The sequence below is a fragment of the Mesorhizobium sp. BH1-1-4 genome (genome assembly GCF_020165665.1).
Lineage (GTDB): Bacteria > Pseudomonadota > Alphaproteobacteria > Rhizobiales > Rhizobiaceae > Mesorhizobium.
Window position 1 is genome coordinate 344,450 of the sequence record NZ_JAIUIN010000003.1, and the last position, 13,477, is coordinate 357,926.

General features: G+C 62.8%; 15 protein-coding genes. 4 read left to right on the forward strand and 11 right to left on the reverse strand.

The features are described from left to right. Window position 1 precedes the first annotated feature (1 nt). The 3 genes from LB569_RS08160 to LB569_RS08170 form a co-directional block, all read right to left on the reverse strand. On the reverse strand, window positions 2-1,414 hold the full coding sequence (locus LB569_RS08160; protein WP_181173531.1) for a circularly permuted type 2 ATP-grasp protein: 1,413 nt from the start codon (window positions 1,412-1,414) through the stop codon (window positions 2-4). Between the two features lie 171 nt (window positions 1,415-1,585). Continuing rightward, complete coding sequence (locus LB569_RS08165; protein WP_010909609.1) at window positions 1,586-1,822, reverse strand: Lrp/AsnC family transcriptional regulator; 237 nt, start codon at window positions 1,820-1,822, stop codon at window positions 1,586-1,588. Window positions 1,823-1,903: 81 nt separating this feature from the next. Beyond that, window positions 1,904-2,527 carry a DsbA family protein gene (locus tag LB569_RS08170; protein ID WP_224691745.1) on the reverse strand — a complete coding sequence of 208 codons (624 nt, stop codon included), beginning with the start codon at window positions 2,525-2,527 and terminating at the stop codon, window positions 1,904-1,906. Window positions 2,528-2,711: 184 nt separating this feature from the next. Between LB569_RS08170 and LB569_RS08175 the strand changes: the two genes are divergently transcribed. Beyond that, window positions 2,712-3,131: a DUF4864 domain-containing protein gene (locus LB569_RS08175; RefSeq protein ID WP_224691746.1), complete on the forward strand. Its 420-nt coding sequence runs from the start codon at window positions 2,712-2,714 to the stop codon at window positions 3,129-3,131. 18 nt (window positions 3,132-3,149) lie between these two features. Here LB569_RS08175 and tgt read toward each other — a convergent pair whose 3' ends face one another. The 7 genes from tgt to coaD all read right to left on the reverse strand — a co-directional run bounded on the left by tgt (window position 3,150) and on the right by coaD (window position 7,731). After that, the gene (tgt, locus tag LB569_RS08180; RefSeq protein ID WP_224691747.1) at window positions 3,150-4,280 is read right to left on the reverse strand and encodes a tRNA guanosine(34) transglycosylase Tgt; all 1,131 of its coding nucleotides are present in this window, start codon (window positions 4,278-4,280) and stop codon (window positions 3,150-3,152) included. Next, a complete protein-coding gene (locus LB569_RS08185; RefSeq protein WP_224691748.1) occupies window positions 4,273-4,542 on the reverse strand; it encodes a hypothetical protein in 270 nt (89 codons plus the stop codon). The genes tgt and LB569_RS08185 overlap by 8 nt, the downstream gene beginning before the upstream one ends. Next, entirely contained in the window at window positions 4,532-5,617 is a 1,086-nt protein-coding gene (queA, locus tag LB569_RS08190; protein ID WP_224691749.1) for a tRNA preQ1(34) S-adenosylmethionine ribosyltransferase-isomerase QueA, read from the reverse strand. The genes LB569_RS08185 and queA overlap by 11 nt, the downstream gene beginning before the upstream one ends. Before the next feature lie 6 nt (window positions 5,618-5,623). Further along, complete coding sequence (locus LB569_RS08195; RefSeq protein ID WP_224691750.1) at window positions 5,624-6,073, reverse strand: DMT family transporter; 450 nt, start codon at window positions 6,071-6,073, stop codon at window positions 5,624-5,626. A gap of 12 nt (window positions 6,074-6,085) precedes the next feature. Then, complete coding sequence (locus LB569_RS08200; protein WP_224691751.1) at window positions 6,086-6,598, reverse strand: peptidylprolyl isomerase; 513 nt, start codon at window positions 6,596-6,598, stop codon at window positions 6,086-6,088. Window positions 6,599-6,624: 26 nt separating this feature from the next. Beyond that, window positions 6,625-7,119, reverse strand: a complete 495-nt coding sequence (locus LB569_RS08205) for a peptidylprolyl isomerase (protein ID WP_224535410.1) — start codon at window positions 7,117-7,119, stop codon at window positions 6,625-6,627. A 111-nt stretch (window positions 7,120-7,230) separates the two neighbouring features. After that, window positions 7,231-7,731, reverse strand: a complete 501-nt coding sequence (gene coaD / locus LB569_RS08210) for a pantetheine-phosphate adenylyltransferase (RefSeq protein ID WP_224691752.1) — start codon at window positions 7,729-7,731, stop codon at window positions 7,231-7,233. Window positions 7,732-7,925: 194 nt separating this feature from the next. On the opposite strand from coaD, the gene LB569_RS08215 reads away from it, so the two are divergent. Next, entirely contained in the window at window positions 7,926-8,078 is a 153-nt protein-coding gene (locus LB569_RS08215; protein ID WP_081714296.1) for a hypothetical protein, read from the forward strand. 61 nt (window positions 8,079-8,139) lie between these two features. On the opposite strand, the gene gyrA is transcribed toward LB569_RS08215, so the two are convergent. Continuing rightward, complete coding sequence (gene gyrA, locus LB569_RS08220) at window positions 8,140-10,941, reverse strand: DNA gyrase subunit A (RefSeq protein ID WP_224534833.1); 2,802 nt, start codon at window positions 10,939-10,941, stop codon at window positions 8,140-8,142. Window positions 10,942-11,116: 175 nt separating this feature from the next. Between gyrA and LB569_RS08225 the strand changes: the two genes are divergently transcribed. Both LB569_RS08225 and LB569_RS08230 read left to right on the forward strand, forming a co-directional pair. Then, entirely contained in the window at window positions 11,117-12,847 is a 1,731-nt protein-coding gene (locus LB569_RS08225; protein WP_224691753.1) for a SulP family inorganic anion transporter, read from the forward strand. Next, window positions 12,844-13,464 carry a ParB-like protein gene (locus tag LB569_RS08230; RefSeq protein WP_224691755.1) on the forward strand — a complete coding sequence of 207 codons (621 nt, stop codon included), beginning with the start codon at window positions 12,844-12,846 and terminating at the stop codon, window positions 13,462-13,464. Before LB569_RS08225 ends, LB569_RS08230 begins: the two co-directional genes overlap by 4 nt. Window positions 13,465-13,477 lie beyond the last annotated feature (13 nt).

Below are 13,477 nucleotides of genomic sequence, written 5' to 3' on the forward strand. Positions count from 1 at the left end.
CTCAATCATCCAGCACCCAGGTGTCCTTGGTGCCGCCGCCTTGCGAGGAATTGACGACCAGCGAGCCTTCCTTGAGCGCGACGCGCGTCAGCCCGCCGGGTACGATCTGGATGCGGTCCGAGACCAGCACGTAGGGCCGCAAATCGACGTGACGCGGCGCCAACCCCTTTTCAGTCAGGATCGGGCAGGTTGAGAGGGCAAGCGTCGGCTGGGCGATGTAATTAGACGGTTTGGCCTGCAGCTTCTTGGCAAAATCCTGGCATTCCTTCTTGGTCGCCGCCGGCCCGACCAGCATGCCGTAGCCGCCCGAGCCATGGACTTCCTTGATCACCAGTTCGTGGATGTGTTCGAGCACGTATTTCAGGCTGTCCGGCTCCGAACAGCGCCAAGTCGGGATGTTGCCGAGGATTGCCTTGCGGCCGGTATAGAATTCGACGATCTCGGGCATGTAGGAATAGATCGCCTTATCGTCGGCAATGCCGGTTCCCGGCGCGTTGGCGATGGTGATGTTGCCGGCGCGGTAGACATCCATGATGCCGGGTATGCCAAGCGCCGAATCCGGCCGGAAGGTCAGCGGGTCGAGGAAGGAATCATCGACGCGGCGGTAAAGCACGTCGATCTGTTTGTAGCCTTCGGTGGTGCGCATCGCGACATGGCCGTCGACGACGCGCAGATCCTGGCCCTCCACCAGTTGCACACCCATCTGGTCGGCCAAGAAAGCGTGTTCGAAATAGGCGGAATTGAAGCTGCCGGGTGTCAGCACGGCGATGGTCGGCGCGCCCTTCGTGCTCTGCGGGCGAACCGCCGCCAGCGACTGGCGCAGCAGCTGCGGGTAGTTCTCCACCGGCCGCACCTTGATCTTCTGGAACAGCTCGGGAAAGAGCTGCATCATCGTTTCGCGGTTCTCCAGCATGTAGGAGACACCGGACGGGGTGCGCGCATTGTCTTCCAGAACGTAGAATTCGTCCTCGCTGATGCGCACGATATCGACGCCGATGATGTGCGTGTAGACGCCGGCCGGCGGCCGCACGCCGATCATCTCGGGCAGGAAAGCCTCGTTTTTGGCGATCAGGTCCCGAGGGACGCGGCCGGCGCGCAGGATTTCCTGGCGATGGTAGATGTCGTCGAGGAAGGCGTTCAGAGCCTGCACGCGCTGCTCGATGCCTTGCGTCAGCCTGCGCCACTCATTGCCTGAAATGATGCGTGGGACGATATCGAATGGGATCAGCCGTTCGGAGGCTTCCTGCTCGCCATAGACGGCGAAGGTGATGCCGGTCTTGCGGAAGACGCGTTCGGCGTCCTGCATCTTCTCGGTAAGCCTGGCTGGATCCTGCTCCTTCAGCCAGCGATCGTAAGCCGAATACGGTCTTCTCAGTCCGGATACCTCCGGAAGCATTTCATCGAACGCTGCCAATCGCATACTCCCCTGTGACGCCATTTCACTGGCGTCGCCCGAGAAAATCAAGCGCAATCGATGATTTGGGGTAAGCGGACGACCAGTATGTTGCGGCTGCCTAAAATTAAGGCAGCCCCAACAAGCGCTTGATCAGCCTTTGCCTCGTGCCCGGGCAAGCGCCTCGCTCTCCTAGAAGGCGCGGAAGGTGACGACGGTGAACGTGTCCTTGATGCCGGGGAGAATCTGCACCTTCTCATTGACGAAATGGCCGACGTCTTCCTCATCGTCGACATAGAATTTGGCGAGCAGATCGTAATTGCCGGCGGTGGAGTAGATTTCCGAGGCGATCTCGGCGTCGGCAAGCGCGCTGGCAACCTCATAGGATTTGCCCAGCTCGCATTTGATCTGCACGAAAAACGCCTTCATGGCTTCGTCCCGCTAAACTTCCAGGTCCAAGCGGCCCTTCTGGCAGACTGGAGGCGGGCTTTCAAGCGTTGGAATCCGCACTTAGCCGGCGCGAGCCCTGGCCACGGCCTCGCGCAGCTCCGCAACCGGCATGCCGCGCTTGAACAGCCTGCCACCGATCACCAATGCCGGCGTACCCTGCAGCCTGAACGCCGCGGCCTGGGCGTCGTTGCGCGACAGCAAGGCATCGATCCGCGGCCGGTGGCCGGCGAGACCGGTGCGCGCCTTTGCAACATCGACGCCGACAGATCCGAGAATAACGTCGGTGCGACGCTCGGAAAGCCCACGCTCATTGGCCATCAGCGCATCCACCGCGGCTGCATAGTGGTCGCCGGCCGACAAAGCCATCCTTGCGGCGTCGCGCGAGACATCGCCAAAGATCGGCCAGTCCTTCATCACCAGCCGGATGCCGCCATCCTCGGCCATCAGCTTCTTCAGCTCGACAAAGACCAGCTTGCAGATAGGGCATTGATAATCGACGAATTCGGCGATGGTCACATCGCCCTCGGGATTGCCCAGTGCCGGGATCGCCGGATCGAAGGCCACATCGGTGACAGTCGGTGCCGCCCTCGCCCAAGCCGGCAGCGGCGCAAGGGCGACAAGACTGGCGGCACCTTTCAGCAACAGGCGTCTGCCAACCGGATGCGTGAAAATCATGTGTCCCATTGCACGCTCCTTCCCCGAATGTACGATGAGCGCCCCATCTTAAAGGAGGCTTAAGCATAGGGAATCCGGCGGGATGAGTACGAATATCGGCGGCCGCTGAAACCGTGAAGCGCCCTCGCGCGTATGTTAGGATGTCTCCTGAAAACTTTTCTGGAGGTGGTTCGAGGGACGGTGGAGACAGGCCATGCGCCGCGGCTTTTTCGCATTCGCGTTCGTTTCGCTCATGCTGGTTTCCCAGGCGCTTGCCGGAGATGCCGAGGTTCAGGCTGGCCAGGCCGTCATCGACGGTCAGTTGAAGGCGCTCATCGCCAATGACGGCGCCAAGGCCTACAGCTTCGCCGCTCCGAACGTGAAGCAGGTCTTCCCGACCGTCGATGCCTTCATGAACATGGTGACCAATGGCTACCCGCCTGTGCGCAAGCCGCAGTCCTACGCTTTCGGCAAGGTCGAGCAGACTGGTCCCGGTTCGATCGTCCAGCAGGTGCTGATCGTCGGCCCTGACGGCAAGGATTATGAGGCGGTCTATACGCTGCAGCAGCAGCCTGACGGCACATTCCAGATCACCGGCTGCAGCTTGCGGGCATCGAACTCGCTCAGCACCTGAGGTTACGGCACCGGGGCTTTACAGCGCCGGGATATCGCCCCTGGCCCAGCGCTCGGTGATCTCGGCTCCACGCGCCTCGAAGGCGCCGGCTTCGATCGCGGCCCGGATGTCCTGCATCAGCTTCTGATAATAGGACAGGTTGTTCCAGGTCAGCAGCATTGCGCCGAGCGCTTCCTGCGAACGCACGAGATGGTGCAGATAGGCGCGCGAATAATCGCGTGCGGCGGGGCAATCACTCTCTTCGTCGAGCGGGCGCGGATCGTCGGCATGCCGGGCGTTGCGCAGATTGACCTTGCCGCGCCTGGTATAGGCAAGGCCATGCCGGCCAGCCCGCGTCGGCATCACGCAGTCGAACATGTCGATGCCGCGCGCCACTGATTTCAAGATATCGTCCGGCGTGCCGACGCCCATGAGATAGCGCGGCTTGTCCGAAGGCAGTTCGGGACAGGTGATGTCGAGCATGTCGAGCATCACGGCTTGCGGTTCGCCGACAGCCAGGCCGCCAACCGCATAGCCCTTGAGGTTCATCGCGCCCAGTGCCTGCGCCGAACGCACCCTGAGTGTTGCATTGTCACCGCCCTGCACGATACCGAACATCGCCTTGCCCGGCTGGTCGCCGAACGCCGTCTTGCAGCGCTCGGCCCAGCGCAGCGACAGTTCCATGGCGCGCTCGATCTCTTTCAATTCGGCCGGCAGCGCCGTGCATTCGTCGAGCTGCATCTGGATGTCGGAATCGAGCAATCCCTGGATCTCGATCGACCGTTCCGGCGACATCTCATAGGCGGCGCCGTCGATATGCGAGCGGAAGGTGACGCCCTTTTCCGTCAGCTTCCTCAGCTTCGACAGCGACATCACCTGGAAACCGCCGCTGTCGGTCAGGATCGGATGCGGCCAGTGGGCGAATTCGTGCAGCCCGCCAAGCCGCGCCACGCGCTCGGCGCCGGGGCGCAACATCAGGTGATAGGTGTTGCCCAGGATGATGTCGGCGCCGACGCCGCGCACCTGGTCCATATACATGGCCTTGACCGTGCCGCCGGTGCCGACCGGCATGAAGGCCGGCGTGCGGATTTCGCCGCGCGGCATGTCGATCAGGCCACGCCGCGCCTTCCCGTCGGTCGCCAGAACCTTGAAGGTGAACGTCTCAGCCATTGAATTCCTTGTCGTGGACCGGGGCATCCGGCGCCTGCCTGTCGAGCGACTGGCGGTATTGGATGCAGCCGCGTATGAATTTTGGCCAGGGCGGCACGGCGATCGCCGGCTCGGTCTTTTCAGGCAGCAGGTCCCACAGGTCGGGGTGATGCCAGCAAAGATCATGGCCCGAAGTATCGCGGTGGGCGCGGATGCCGGCGCGCAGCTTTTTCACTTCCGCGACAAGGCTTTCGCGATCGAGGGTTTGCAGATCATCGTCCATCGTTCTCCTCCCTGAACAGAAGACTGGCGTCTCCATAGGAATAGAACCTGTATCCGCTCTCGATGGCGTGCGCATAGGCCGCTCGCATCGTGTCGAGGCCGCTGAAGGCCGAGACCAGCATGAACAATGTCGAGCGCGGCAGATGGAAATTGGTCATCAGCATGTCGGCGGTGCGAAAACGGTAGCCGGGCGTGATGAAGATATCGGTGGGGCCGGACCAGGCAGCGAGCTTGCCGTCCTCACGCGCCGCGCTCTCCAGCAGGCGCAACGACGTCGTACCGACGGCAATGATGCGCCCGCCCCTCGCCTTGGCCGCGTTGAGCGCCCTGGCTGTCGCTGCGCTGACCGAGCCGATCTCGGCGTGCATCTTGTGGTCTGATGTATCGTCCGCCTTCACCGGCAGGAACGTACCGGCGCCGACATGCAGCGTGACGAAATGGCGCTCGATCCCCTTGGCGTCGAGCGCCGCGAAAAGCTCCGGCGTGAAATGCAGGCCGGCGGTGGGTGCTGCTACCGCACCTTCCTCCCGGGCATAGATGGTCTGGTAATCGGCGCGATCGCGCTCGTCGTCATCGCGCTTCGAGGCGATATAGGGCGGCAGCGGGATGTGGCCGACGGCGTGCAGCGCCTCATCGAGGAAAGGCCCCGCTAGGTCGAAGCCAAGCAACGCTTCGCCGCCCTCGCCCTTCTCGATCACAGTCGCGTCGAGCTGGCCGAGGAAACAGGAATTGCCGTCATGGCCGAAATGGATGCGGTCGCCGGCGGCAATACGCTTGCCCGGCCGCATGAACGCCAGCCATCGATCCGGCGCCACGCGCATGTGCAGCGTGGCCTCGACCTGCGCCTCTGCCCCGCCACGCCGCCTGATGCCCTTGAGGTGTGCGGGGATGACCTTGGTGTCGTTGAAGACCAGCACGTCGCCGGCACGGAGCAAGGATGGCAGGTCGCCGACGGTCCGGCCTTCCACCCCTTCGCCCGGCTTGACCACCAGCATCCTGGCGCTGTCGCGCGGTTCCGCCGGGCGAAGCGCGATGCGCTCCTCCGGCAGGTCGAAGTCGAAGAGGTCGACGCGCATCGGGGCTCAAAACAACCGGACGAGCAGCGCTCCGGCCAAGAGCAGTACCGCCCCGGCGATGCGGCCGAGCGAGATTTCACGCACCGCGACGCCAAGGAAGCCGACGCGGTCGATGAGCACGCCGGCGAGCAATTGACCAGCCACCAGGAATGCCATCAGCGCGGCGGCGCCGATGCGCGGCGTCAGGATGGTGGAGAGCGTGACATAGAAGCCGCCGAGCATGCCGCCGGCGACGTATAGCCAGGGCGCCGGGGCCTTCCAGTCGAGCGAGATGCCTTGCAGCTTCACCACGGTGACCGAGATGATGCCGAGAACGATCGCGCCCGACAGGAACGAAAACGCGGCCGCCGCGACCGGGAGACCCAGGCCGCGCGCCAACTGCGAGTTGATCGGCGCCTGAATGGCAATGAAGGCGCCGGACAGGATGCCGAGAAGCGACCAGACGACGCCCATCATTGTCGTTTCGCCTTACTTGACGTCCGCCGCGACCTTCAGCGACACGATCTTGTCGGGATCCTGCACCGGCTCGCCGCGCTTGATCTTGTCGACATTGTCCATGCCTTCGATGACCTGGCCCCAGACCGTGTACTGGCGGTTGAGGAACGCGGCATCGTCGAAGCAGATGAAGAACTGCGAGTTGGCCGAGTTCGGGTTCTGCGAACGGGCCATCGAGCAGGTTCCGCGGCCGTGATTGGCGTTGGAGAATTCAGCCTTCAGGTCGGGCTTTTCCGAGCCGCCCATGCCCGCGCGCGACGGCGCGAAGGAGGGCTTGCTCGAATTGCCGAACTTGACGTCGCCGGTCTGCGCCATGAAGCCCTCGATGACGCGGTGGAAGACCACGCCGTCATAGGCGCCTTCGCGCGCCAGTTCCTTGATACGGGTGACATGGCCGGGGGCCAAATCGGGAAACAGTTCGATGACGACCTTGCCCTTGGTCGTTTCCATGATGAGCGCGTTCTCGCGGTCCTTGATCTCAGCCATGTCAGATATCCTTTTGTAAAATGGAACTATTTGTCGGCGGCGATGCGCACCTTGATCATCCGGTCGGGATCGGTGACCGTGCCATTGTCCGCCTCGTCGCCCTTCTTGATCTTGTCCACCAGGTCCATGCCGCTGACGACATTGCCGACGATGGTGTACTGGCCATCGAGCGGCGGTGCCGGTGCGAACATGATGAAGAACTGCGAATTGGCGGAGTTCGGATCCTGCGAACGGGCCATGCCGACCACGCCGCGCTTGTAGTGCTCGGTCTGCGAGAATTCGGCCGGCAGATCGGGCAGGTCCGAGCCGCCGGTGCCGACGGCCTGGGCGTTAAATCCCTTCTCCATGTTACCGAACTTGACGTCGCCGGTCTGCGCCATGAAGCCGCCGATGACGCGGTGGAAGGCAACATTGTCATAGGCATGATCACGCACGAGCTTCTTGATCTGCGCGACATGCTTGGGTGCCAGATCTGGGCGCAACGCAATGGTGACGTCGCCGCCCTTCAGCGTGATGATCATGGTGTTTTCCGGGTCGGCGGCATAGGCCGAGACCGATGCGGTCACGAGACCGGCAAGCACGACGAGGAACGAGGCAAGCTTCTTCAGCTGCATGGAAGGTCTCCGGAATTTCTATTTCGCGAATTTGGCGGTGAGCGCGCCGGCAACGGCAGCCGGCACGAAGGGGCGGATGTCGCCACCCATCGAGGCTATCTGGCGCACAAGTGTGGCGGTAATGGTGCGCACCGACGGGCTGGCGGGCAGAAAAACGGTCTGCAACTCCGGCGCCATGGTCTCGTTCATGCCGGCCATCTGCATCTCGTAGTCGAGGTCGGTCCCGTCGCGCAGGCCGCGGATCATGATCGAGGCGCCCTCTCTCCTGGCGGCGTCGATGACCAATCCATCAAAGGCGACAACCTTGATGCGGGCGCCATCGCTGCCAAATTCCGCCTTGGTCGCGGTTTCAATCAGCTTCACCCGTTCCTCGAAGGAAAACAGCGGTTTCTTGCCGGGATGAATGCCGATCGCGGCATAAACGATGTCGGCAACCGCCAGTGACGCCTTCAGCACATCGAGATGGCCATTGGTCAGCGGGTCGAAAGAGCCGGCATAAAGGGCGATGCGTTCGGTCATGGCGGAGCTTCTAGCGAGCCTCTCTCACAAAGGCAAATCCGATTGGCACGCGGGGCCGTGAACCTTTTCCGGCACATGAACGACAGATGAACACGCTGATCACGAAGCCTTCACGCAGCGTTCACTAGGTTGCACCTTAATAAGATGAAACCAAAATCCCATCTATCCGTTGTAAGGCGCAGGAGAACACGCATATGCTGATCTACATGCTCGCCACCGCAATGACCGTCGCCATGCTGATCGCCACAGTATTCGGGCTGCATCAGGAGGCACAGCGCATCCGCGTCAAGGCAAACACCAAGCGCTTCGAGGGCTTCGGCCCGCGCAAGCCGTATCGTCACTACTAAGTCAATCTCGCATTGCTGCCGCGCCGGCCATCAGGCCGGCGTTGCTATGTCTGGCACAGGATTATTCGGCGCTATCCGGGCCGGCATCAGTCGTCGGATCGGATTCCGTGCCACTCTCGACGGCCTCTTCCACTTCCTCGTCCGATTGCGGCTCCGAAATCCGCTCGACCGAAACCACCTTTTCACCTTCAGCCGTGTTGAAGATGGTCACGCCCTTGGTGGCGCGGCTGGCGAAACGGATGCCGTTGACAGGCACCCGGATGACGGTGCCGCCGTCCGACACCAGCATGATCTGATCGTCATTGCCGACCGGGAAGGTCGCCACCAGACGGCCGATCTCGGCCGTCTTCGAGACGTCGGTGGCACGGATGCCCTTGCCGCCGCGTCCGGTCAGCCGGAAATCGTAGGACGAAGAGCGTTTGCCGTAGCCATATTCGGTCACCGTCAGCACATACTGTTCATGCGCCTTGAGGAATTCGTAGCGCTCGTCGGAAAGCTCCGTCTCCTCGCCGACCTCTTCATTGGTGAGCGCGATCTCTTCTTCCTCTCCGGCCGTCTCGGCGGCAAGCCGCCGCTCCGACGCCGCCCGCTTGAGGTAAGCGGCGCGTTCCGCCGGTGAAGCATTGACATGCTCGATCACCGACATGGAGATGATGCGGTCGGTTTCAGCCATGGTGATGCCGCGAACGCCAACCGAATTGCGGCTCTGGAAGACGCGCACGTCGCCGACGGAGAAGCGAATGCACTGACCCGAATTCGCCGTCAAAAGCACGTCGTCATTGTCGGTACAGGTCTCGACGCCGAGAATTTCGTCGCCCTCCTCCTCCAGCTTCATGGCGATCTTGCCATTGCGATTGACCTGGACGAAGTCGGACAGTTTGTTGCGGCGCACGGTGCCGCGCGTCGTGGCGAACATCACGTCGAGATCGCCCCAGCTGGTCTCGTCCTCGGGCAGCGGCATGATGGTGGTGATGCGCTCGCCCTGCTCCAGCGGCAGCATGTTGATCAGCGCCTTGCCTCGCGACTGCGGGTTGCCGATCGGCAGGCGCCAGACCTTTTCCTTGTAGACGATGCCGCGCGAGGAGAAGAACAGCACCGGCGTATGCGTGTTGGCGACGAACAGCCTTGTGACGAAATCCTCTTCCTTGGTCGACATTCCGGAGCGGCCCTTGCCGCCACGGCGCTGTGCCCGGTAGAGCGACAGCGGCACGCGCTTTATGTAGCCGGAATGGCTCACCGTCACGACCATGTCCTCGCGCTGGATCAGGTCCTCGTCTTCCATGTCCGCGCCACCGTCGGTGAGCTCGGTGCGGCGTGGCGTGCCGAACTCGTCGCGCACGGCGGCGAGCTCGTCCTTGACGATCTGCTGGATACGGGCGCGGGACGACAGGATGTCGAGGTAGTCCTTGATCTCGTCGCCGATCGTGTTCAACTCATCGGCGATTTCGTCGCGGCCAAGCGCTGTCAGGCGCTGCAGGCGCAGTTCGAGGATGGCGCGAGCCTGTTCCTCGGACAGATTGTAGGTGCCGTCCTCATTAATGCGGTGGCGCGGATCGTCGATCAGCAGGATCAATGATTCGACATCGCCGGAGGGCCAGCGCCGCTCCATCAACTGCTCGCGCGCCGTCTGCGGATCCGGCGCGGTGCGGATGAGCTTGATAACCTCGTCGATATTGGCGACGGCGATAGCCAGGCCAACCAGCACATGGGCGCGGTCGCGCGCCTTGCGCAGCAGGAACTTTGTCCGCCGGCTGATCACTTCTTCGCGGAAGGTGACGAACGCCTTCAGCATGTCTGTGAGCGTCAGCAACTCCGGCTTGCCGCCATTGAGCGCCACCATATTGGCGCCAAAGGATGTCTGCAGCGGCGTGAAACGGTAAAGCTGGTTGAGGACCACGTCGGCGACGGCGTCGCGCTTCAGCTCGACCACGACCCGGTAGCCCTGGCGATCGCTTTCGTCGCGGATGTCGGAAATGCCCTCGATACGCTTGTCGCGCACCAGTTCGGCCATCTTCTCGATCATCGAGGCTTTGTTCACCTGGTAGGGAACCTCGGTGATGATGATCGATTCGCGGTCGTTGCCGCGCTGTTCGATGTTGACCTTGCCGCGCATGACGACGGAGCCGCGCCCGGTCGAATAGGCGCTGTAGATGCCGGAACGGCCAAGCACGATGCCGCCTGTCGGGAAATCGGGGCCCGGAATGATCTCCATCAGCGCCGGCAGGTCGATCGCTGGATTGTCGATGACGGCGATGGCGGCGTTGCAGACTTCACCGAGATTGTGCGGCGGGATGTTGGTGGCCATGCCGACCGCGATGCCGCCCGAGCCGTTGACCAGCAGATTGGGAAAGCGCGCCGGCAGAACTTTCGGCTCGGTGTCCGAAGCATCGTAGGTGTCCTGGAAATCGACGGTGTCCTTGTCGATATCCTCCAACAGCTCGTGCGCGACCTTGGTCAGGCGCGATTCGGTGTAGCGCATCGCCGCCGGCGGATCGCCATCGATGGAACCGAAATTGCCTTGCCCGTCGATCAGCGGCACGCGCAGCGACCAGTCCTGCGCCATGCGCACCAAGGCGTCATAGATCGAGGCATCGCCATGCGGATGGTATTTACCCATCACGTCGGCGACAGGACGTGCCGACTTCACATATTTGCGGTTCCAATGGTAGCCGCTCTCATGGGCGGCGTAGAGAATGCGGCGGTGCACCGGCTTCAGGCCGTCGCGCACGTCGGGCAGCGCACGGCTGACGATCACGCTCATGGCGTAATCGAGATAGGAACGCTGCATCTCCTCGATGATGGAGATCGGCTCGATGCCGGTGGGTCCGCCGTCGGCGCCGCGCGGTGTTTTTTGGTCGGTCAAATCGGATCACAATCTAATCAGGAATCACTTGGTGCTTATATAGGATGCAAGGGCGAAACTCCAATGTCCGCGGCACTTTTCCAGTGTCATTTTTAGTGGTAATTTCAAAAGGATACCGCTGATTGCGACGATATGGCCACGATGCTTTTCGCCGCCACCAAGGCAAAAGCCGGCAATGGACCAACTTCCTCGGACAAAAGCCGCGAGCGCGATCAACTGGAGCTCGTGGCTGCCTTTGCGGGCGCTGGTTGGCTGGACGCCGCGGGATCTCAATGGCGATCTGATCGCGGGTATAACATTGGCCGCCATCGCCATTCCCGAGCAGATGGCAACGGCCAGGCTCGGTGGCTTTGCGCCCGAGATCGGCTTCTTCGCCTTTGTCGCCGGTTCCGTGGCGTTTGCCCTGTTCGGCGCCAATCGCCACCTTTCGGCCGGCGCGGATTCGACCATCACGCCTCTGTTCGCCGGCAGCCTGGCCCTGCTCGCATCATCAGGCTCACCGCATTATCTGGCGCTGGCTGCCACCCTGGCGCTGATGGTCGGGCTGATCGTGATGCTGAGCGGTGTCTTTCGCCTTGGCTGGATTGCCGACCTGCTCTCCGTGCCGGTCACCACGGGCTTTCTGGCCGGCATCGCCGTCCACATCATCGTTTCGCAACTGCCCGGACTGCTCGGCCTGCCCGCCGAAAGCGGCGAAACCGTGCGGCGCATCGGCGAGATCGCCGGCAGCCTCCATCTGACCAACCCCTGGAGCCTGGCGCTCGGCCTTGGAGTATTCGCGATCGTGTTGTTTTCCGAGCGCATCAGCGCCCGCATCCCGGGCGCGCTGATCGGCATGGTGCTTGCCACGGCGGCGGTCGCCGTCTTCGGCCTCAAGGATCGTGGCGTCGAGGTGCTTGGCGCCTTGCCGAACGGCCTGCCGCGGGCAGGCTCGCCGCTGGCCGGTCTCGACGACGTGCAGGCGCTGGTTCCATTGGCCTTGCTGATCGCCATCGTCGTCATGGTGCAGACGGCCGCCACCTCCCGTTCCTTCGCCCCGCGGGGCGACGCGCCCGACGTTAACAGGGATTTCGTCGGTGTCGGCGCCGGCAGCATCGCGTCCAGCCTGTTCGGCGCCTTCGCGGTCAACGCCAGCCCGCCGCGCACGGCGATCGTCTCCCAGTCGGGCGGCCGCTCGCAACTCTCCGGCCTCATCGCCGCGGCCATCGTTCTGGCGCTGGGTGCCTTTGGCGGCGGTCTGCTCGCCGATGTTCCGCAGGCCGCCCTTGCCGGGGTTCTGATGTTCGTCGCCCAGCACATTCTGCGCTGGAAGGTTTTCGCCAGCGTCTACCGGCAGGCGCCGGTCGAATTCGCGTTGATCCTGATCACCATGGCGGCCATCGTCGTGCTGCCCATCGAAACCGGCGTGGCTATAGGCATCGGCCTGTCGCTGCTGCATGGGATCTGGAGCGCGACCCGGACGCTGCCGATCGAACTGGAACAAGTGCCGGGAACCTCGGTCTGGTGGCCGCCGGCCAAGCCGAGCGCTGGCGAACAACTTCCCGGCGTGCTGGTCGCCGCGTTCCAGGCGCCGCTGTCCTTCGTCAATGCCGACCGTTTCAAGCGCGGCTTTTGTGATCTGGTCGACGCCGGCCAGGGCGATGTGAAACTCGTCGTGCTGGAGGCCAGTAACATTGTCGAGATCGACTACACCGCCGCCCAGGCTTTGATCGAAACCATCACCCATTGCCGCAATGCGGGCGCAATATTCGCCATTGCTCGGATGGAGTCGGTGCGTGCCCAGGCAGCCCTTGCGCGGTTCGGCATCATCGATCTCGTCGGCCCGCAGCGGATCTTTCACAGTGTCGATGCCGCCATCAGGGCTCTGCATTCCGGCCCGCCGGAAAACCAGGAGAGTGCGTCATGATCGTCCTGAGAGAGCCGCTGGTGACCCCGGTTCCGGTCAAGGAACTGCGGCCGACGCAGATTACCGTCGGCATGCGCGAGGTGGAGATCAAACGCCAGTTGATCCGCTCGCAGAGCGCCGCCAAGACAGGCGCCTTTCTGGGCAAGCACATGATCCCGGTCGTGTTGGGTCCCAAAAATCGCAACTACGTCACCGATCACCATCATCTTGCCCGCGCTTTGCTCGACGAAGGTATAGAGAATGTGCTCGTGACGGTGATCAGTGACCTGTCAGCGCTGGACAAGGACGCGTTCCTCTTCATGCTCGACAACCGCGGCTGGATGCACCCATTCGATGAAAATGGTCAACGCCGCGACTATACGGCCCTGCCGAAGACCATCGGCGGCCTCGTCGACGACCCCTACCGGAGCATGGCGGGCGAACTGCGCCGGCTGGGTGGCTACGCCAAGGACACCACCCCGTTCAGCGAATTCCTGTGGGCGGACTTCCTGCGCCGACGCATCGACAAAGGCGCGGTGGCGAAAAATTTCGACAAGGCGATGAAGGATGCGCTCGTGCTGGCCAAGGGCAAGGACGCCGCCTATCTGCCCGGCTGGTGCGGTCCGACCATGGACTGATGCCGGCGGGGCA